This is a genomic window from Lentilactobacillus parakefiri (assembly GCF_002157585.1).
Classification (GTDB): Bacteria; Bacillota; Bacilli; order Lactobacillales; family Lactobacillaceae; genus Lentilactobacillus; species Lentilactobacillus parakefiri.
Genome location: NZ_BDGB01000030.1, coordinates 1 through 6338 on the forward strand (window position 1 = coordinate 1; position 6338 = coordinate 6338).

3 protein-coding genes, 2 pseudogenes and 1 riboswitch are annotated in these 6338 nt (G+C 43.1%); of the genes and pseudogenes, 4 read left to right on the plus strand and 1 reads right to left on the minus strand.

Annotation, left to right across the window (positions count from 1 at the left end):
- The 3 genes and pseudogenes from LPKJCM_RS02555 to LPKJCM_RS02565 all read left to right on the plus strand — a co-directional run.
- Positions 1-1168 (plus strand): annotated as a pseudogene (locus tag LPKJCM_RS02555) (ISLre2 family transposase); the annotation flags it as partial.
- An 81-nt stretch (positions 1169-1249) separates the two neighbouring features.
- A riboswitch (cobalamin riboswitch) is annotated at positions 1250-1434 on the plus strand.
- A gap of 166 nt (positions 1435-1600) precedes the next feature.
- Positions 1601-3706, plus strand: coding sequence for a DUF5776 domain-containing protein (locus LPKJCM_RS02560; protein ID WP_225364092.1), 2106 nt, complete (start codon positions 1601-1603; stop codon positions 3704-3706).
- An 87-nt stretch (positions 3707-3793) separates the two neighbouring features.
- Complete coding sequence (locus tag LPKJCM_RS02565) at positions 3794-4840, plus strand: prenyltransferase/squalene oxidase repeat-containing protein (protein ID WP_057963349.1); 1047 nt, start codon at positions 3794-3796, stop codon at positions 4838-4840.
- A 179-nt stretch (positions 4841-5019) separates the two neighbouring features.
- Here LPKJCM_RS02565 and LPKJCM_RS12860 read toward each other — a convergent pair.
- A pseudogene (locus LPKJCM_RS12860) lies at positions 5020-5157 on the minus strand (RNA-guided endonuclease TnpB family protein); the annotation flags it as partial.
- A 123-nt stretch (positions 5158-5280) separates the two neighbouring features.
- Between LPKJCM_RS12860 and LPKJCM_RS02570 the strand changes: the two are divergent.
- Positions 5281-6030 (plus strand): DUF4430 domain-containing protein, encoded by a 750-nt coding sequence (locus LPKJCM_RS02570; RefSeq protein WP_057963350.1) that lies wholly within the window; start codon positions 5281-5283, stop codon positions 6028-6030.
- Positions 6031-6338 lie beyond the last annotated feature (308 nt).

The window sequence follows — 6338 nt, forward strand, 5'->3', positions numbered from 1 at the left end:
ATTGGCGCAGAAGATATGTCTGTCCAGGCAAGAAGGCCCAATACCCACTGGATAAGCTAATGGGTTATGACAAATACAAGCGTTACAGTGTTTTGGCAGTAAAAGATGTTTTGCAAGTTAGTGCTGTGGCTACTTACCGCAATACCGCTCTAGCAGTTAATACCCTTTCTTGTTTTAAGATTAGTCACAGCCAAGTTGGCAAGCTGATTGTGCAAGCAGGCAAACAGATTAAAGCACAGCAGCAGTCTGAGGAAAGATACGATGGCATTACCCAAAAGAAAAAGGGCGCCAGTGCTTTATCTTGAAGGCGATGGCGTTGTGATCAAGGGCACCAAGAAGCGGCTAGAGTTTCATCGCTATCAGGTCTGCGAGGATATTATTAATTTAAGCAAAACGCGCAGGAAAAGAGTTTGTTTCTTTAAGCCGCTTGGATGCTTTACAAGAAATTAAAGCTTATTTAGCCAATCCCTATGACTTAAGCGATACTTTAATCATCAGTAATGCCGATGGCGGTGCTGGCTATGCCAAGAAAGATTTTGATGAAATAGTTGGCTATTGCCGGCAGCACGAACCCTTCTTGGATGTCTTTCACTTGAATAAAAAGATCAAGGACCGTTTAGGCTTTATGCCGGCTATGCCAAGCAAATTGATCAGTGCAGTTGAGTTTAAATATGACCGTCACTTAACTGATGTGATTTTAGACACGATTGAAAGCAATCTGGTTGATGAGCTGAATACGCCAGAAAATCATGAAAACCTAAAGCGGCTGCGCAGCTATCTTCATCGTCGCTGGGTAGATATTAAGCCGTTTAAGATGCGTCATTTGTCCGTAATTAAGGCAATTGGCTGCTGTGAGAGCAATCACCGTAAATATACTTATCGCGTCAAAGGGCAAGGAAAATACTGGTCAGAAGATGGTGCCGAAGGAATTCTGCGTGTGCTGACTTGCATTAAAAACAAAGAGCTGGAATACTGGCTTAGCAGTGAGTTTGCAGGTGGACAGCTCGATATTGGTGATCAGGGAGAATTGAAAGGTGCAGTTCGTGCCAGCCTAAGAAAGACGCATGAAGCTCATCTAGGCATTCATCATGGAGCAATCGAAAGCTTAACAGCAGGACATAGCTATTTGGATGATTTTAGCAGAAAAATAAGTCAAATAAATATTTAAGAAATTAAGGTCAGACTAATGGTTAATAGCCTACCGCAAAAATATTGACACTTACGGACTTCGTAGCCCTATTCTAAACAAACGCGCGCCATGCTATAATGATTAATGCTAAAAAGTATAATGAACCGGAAAAAGGTGAAAAGCCTTTACAGCCCCTTCGCTACTGTAAGATTGACTGAAATGTCGCAACTCACTGGCTAAAGCCGGGAAGAAGACATTTGGGGATGAGATCAAGTCAGGAGACGCTTATTATACTGATTGCAAAGTTTCTTAGGGTCGACTTTGTCAATTAATAATAAACTTTCCGGGATTAGTCTGCCCAAAAATGTCGGACGTTAGTTATTAATGATAGAAGATGGCTCTAGCTAGGCTTTTTTGTGTTGCAGAAAGTCTAACCAGTCCAGTATTAATAGCGGTTAACGACCGTTATATTTGTTTTGGGGAGTGTTCAGTGGTGGCAGTCAAGGGTTAAACGGGATCTCTGATGTTTCTGCCGTCAATGGTTTGGTGGCAATCGACAAAGATCCAACTAATGTGAATGGTAAGAATTTAGTTGCTGACATTGTAAAGGATGCAAATAATCCTGCCAGTGATTATTCAATTGTTAATGATTTGCAAGCTTTGAGTACTGGTAGTTATGGTCAGGCAAGCGAAACTGCCCGAACTTCTTTAACCAAGAAGTTAATTGGGATGCAAGATCAAAAAACAGGTTTGTGGAACGGGTTTGATAAAGTTGATTATACCGGTCGGGCAATATTAGCATTATCGATGAATACGAATCAACCAGGGGCTGCAGATGCTTTAAACACGGCAGTTAAAGCGGTAAGTAATCATCTTTATCAAGAAAATGGCGGATTTGCTGATAGTAGTAACACAATGTTTGGCGCTGAAAATGCCTACAATGATGTAACAATGACTAATGCCCTTGCCTCTGCCGGCGTAAATGTTTATGTACCATTAAAGGAGAAAACTGATTATGTTGCCCCTGTTCAAAGAGTTCTCGAGCAACATCCGGTTTCCGCTGGGAATTCCGCAATGCTGATTCAACAGGCAACCTGGACATTTGAACAGGCCCGATTCACCAGAAATGGTGGTAAAGGATCCATCTTCGCTTTCAATCAAACGGATGCGGCGAAACCTGGTGAGATTGTCAGTATAAAGGCGGCCGCAATTACCAAAAAGCAGTCAATCATCAATGATCCTCAGGCAACGGCCGCTGCCAAGAGTGACGCCCTTAACCTGGTAGATCAAATACTAGCGACGTATGTTTCGAAGTTAAGCGCTGATTCAACCAGCAGTGCTGCAATCGCCGATCGAGCAGCTGGGGTTACGGCTTTTAATCATGTAACCGTTTCTCATGCCGCACCAGCAACGCCCGTAACGCCACCAACTGTTACGAACAATAACGTAACGGTTGTCAACAATCCGGCCAGCTCTTCCAGTGCATCGAGTTCATCAGCAGCAACATCCACTTCTTCATCTAGTAGTGTGCCAATAAGTACGCCGACTGTTTCCGGGAAGCCTGTTAAAAAAGCAAGTCATCGTTCCATCGTATATGCACTGACAACTGTCAAACTATATAGAAGTTCGAACTTTACTAAATCGAATCTGACGAAGACCTACAAGAAACGTGCCCGGATTAACCGCCCAATGTTCCTGGTTATCAGCCAGCAAACGAACAAACAGGGCCATGCGATCTATCGAGTAAAGGACATGAATTTAGGCAAAACCGGTTATACGCTTTCTGGTTCAAAGTATTTTGCCCACGCCTACTATTCCGCAAAGGTGACCCGCATTAAAGTCATCAATCCTAAGGGAATCAACGAGTATGGTAAGGTTAACTTAACGAGCAAGAAGCGCCACGTTAAAAAGAATGCGTCATTAAGCGTCAGAAAAATTGTTAACTATGGGCTTTCCAACCGGATGCAACTTACAAATGGCCGCTACATCACTGCTAACAAGAAGCTCATCTTGGCTACTAAGATCAAGAAGAGCTCCCAAAATACTCGTCCAAGCACACCTACGGCCACAACCACAGGGACGTCAACGAGTACCCCACCGACTAACTCAGGGTCAACAGCGACTACGACAACGACGACAAGCTCTAAGCCGACGGCAACGACGGGGACAACCACAACTACTAATAATTCACCTATAATAATTCACCTAGGTGCCACGCCAACTTTGCCAGTGGCACCCACAAATCCTGTTACGCCATCAAACGATGCTAAAACCATCACAACCACTATTAGTATTCATGCCGATGAGGCGACCATCGCAAGTGGCAGTATCAAGGTTAACAGTGGGGCCAGCGCATTTGATGCCTTGCAGGCATTTGCCCAGCAACAAGGATTGGCTTTAACTTATAAAGGATCGGGGGCTACTACATACGTTACCGGAATTAATGGTTACAATGCTGGGCCAGCCGGGACAATGACTGGATGGCTTTATTCAGTTAATGGCACCGAACCTGGTTCATCGATGGGTGCTTATACTTTGAAAGATGGCGATTCAATTTCGATGACCTACAATAAGTAATTCTTCATCTAACAATCAAATATCAAAGTGGTTGGGGGAAAATGAGGCCCCAGCCACTTTTATGCATTATCTAAGGAGATCACACCTATGAATAAATATATAAAATCAGTCTTGACTTCTGCAACTTTGGTTATCGCCGCTTTGACGCTCTCAACAACTACCAACGCTGCATCAATTAGGAAGGCTAGTACCGGCACCATTCACAGCAGAATTGCCCGTACTTATTCCTATGCCAAAAAGATGATTAAAGAAAATAAGACCGGACTTTCCGGTCAAAGCAGTTCTATTTTTAGTAAGAAACTCAATCCTGATACTGGTGCGACTGCGGGGTACTCTGACTTTCTGTTAGGGCTCAAGGGAAACGGTTATAAATTTAATACCAAGGAAAAAACGTTGCTGCGAAAAAACTTGGTAATCAAAAAGACAACCCCTGCTGCAACAATGGCCAATGCCGTGATGGCCGTTCAGGCGATGGGGCTCAACGCTAGAGATTATAAGCCATATGGCCACAAAAAGGGAATCAATCTGGTAACCAAGTTGTACCGGACAAGTGTTTCCAAACAAACGACAAGTGCCCAGGCACAAGTGCTGATTGCCATTTCGATGAGCTCAAAGTTCAAGCAGCCAAAGGGAGCGAAGTTTAGCAAAGCAAGATTGAGTGCTCGGCTAGTGAAAGCTCAATTAAATAATCACGGTTGGACGTATAATAACCAACAAGGAGTTAGGGATGCCGACACGACCAGCATGGTTCTAACCGGTCTGGCTCGAGGAAAGGTTAATACAACTAACGTCAAGGACAGCTTGCTGAAGGGGCAAAAATTTCTTACTGGTATTGTGCAACCCAGTGGTGCATTTGGCTACACGTTTAATGGCAAAACAACGCCAAATGCCAATTCAACCGCTGAAGCAATTATTGCCCTATCAAATGATTTTGGCATGAAGAAATATGTGAATAACACGGCGATGAAAACAAGTCAAACTAGGACGCCGCTTTATGCAATGCTGACCTATGTCAATAAATCCGGTTCAATTAAAAACGCAGCTACTCAGCTCTATGGTGTCGGTCAGGTAAATTTAGCGGTTGCCGCTTATAAAGCTGCTTTAAAGAATCGTTCAGTTTACACAATTAATTAATCGCCAAATTTTGAGTGAGAGGTGACAAAACAATGTCAATTACTCGGTAATAAATTACCGAGCTTGTAACTCACACCCCTAACGGGGTCGTAGTGCAAATGTCTGACAACTCCTACCAAAGTGGTTACATCATCGGGTGATTGACAGCACCCGTTTAACTACTAGAGTTTATCCAGTAGCTATTCTTGATTAAATTGCAATTGATTAAAGGCGGTTTCTTTATTCGTTACCCAGTTAGTGCCAAGGAGTTGAATATTCATGGCGCCAATCCGGTCATCGTTGCTGGTATAGCCGCAATGCTGGCAATGATACTCATGCATTAGTGAAATATTAGTCATCACAAATCTATTTTAGAAAAGAGGTGCGTTGCTCAAGACGCCGATTCCTCTCGGCATTAAAATACCGAGTTTCCTCGTCTAGCAACTCTTATGAAAAAAGCTATGAAAAAAGCAATTGGCTTCATTCTTGCGTTCATTCTCACAATTGGAATCGCTTTTGGTGCCCAACAGGTGATTTCATCGAGAGACGCAGCCCCTAAGCCGACAACTTCTAAACAAGTGACTTCTTCAAGTTCAAGTTCGACCAGTTCAAGTCATCTTAAACAGCCAAGTCACCAGCAAAAAGCAAAGGGTGCAAGCAAAGCAAAACCAAAAGCAGATAGGCGGGCTCAAAAAACAGCCAACAAGCCCCAAACTGCTAGTTCTCAATCAAGCACAAGCCCTAATCGGACAACCGGATCCAGTGCAAAGGCAAGTCCTAACAAGGTCGCTAAAACTAAGCGGTCAAATGCCCCTAAATCTGATAAGCTGGGTAAAATTAACCACAAAGCAGAAACCAAGGTGGTTCAGGATACGCATCATGCGGCTAAAAAGTCGTCTAATGCTAAGAATACAATTCAAATCCATTTAACGGTTGATGGATACAAAAAAGTTTTCTATTCGAAGCGGATGCGCGTTAAAAAGGGCGCCAACGCGTTTTCGATTTTAAAGCAAACGAACCTGAAGATTAGTTATATTCCGGGCCCCTCCGTTTACGTGAACGGCATTAACGGCCTCAAGGAAAATGACGTTAAGGCCGGTTCCGGTTGGATGTTCAGTGTTAACAAGAAATTTATTGACCATGCTGCAAACTTAACGAAGCTTAAGAGTGGGGACAACGTTCGTTGGTACTTTACAACGGAGGGGTATTAACTGATTAGATCCCGCTAATATTGATTCAAACAAAGCGACTGCTGCCAAAGGGAGGGATATATTCCTTTGGCGGTGGCCGCTTTTAATGATTATTCTCTTTTAGAGCTTTCTCCAAAAAATGCCGAAAAATTTTGGACAATTCTCCAAACATAAATGGCGAAAAAGAGGTTATATTCCTTTGATAAGGGATCACTCGATAATCCGGGGGAATTTTTGAGTGGTAACCAAGCTATTTTTCTAGAGGGAGTTGTTTTTTATGAATAAATTGAATCAATTACTAATAATTGCAGCGGCTTCAGTGGGGGCTT

Bases quoted from the DNA above. Each gene is read 5' to 3' on its own strand.
- LPKJCM_RS02565 (WP_057963349.1), top strand. From the start codon at position 3,794: ATGAATAAATATATAAAATCAGTCTTGACTTCTGCAACTTTGGTTATC.
- LPKJCM_RS02570 (WP_057963350.1), top strand. From the start codon at position 5,281: ATGAAAAAAGCAATTGGCTTCATTCTTGCGTTCATTCTCACAATTGGA.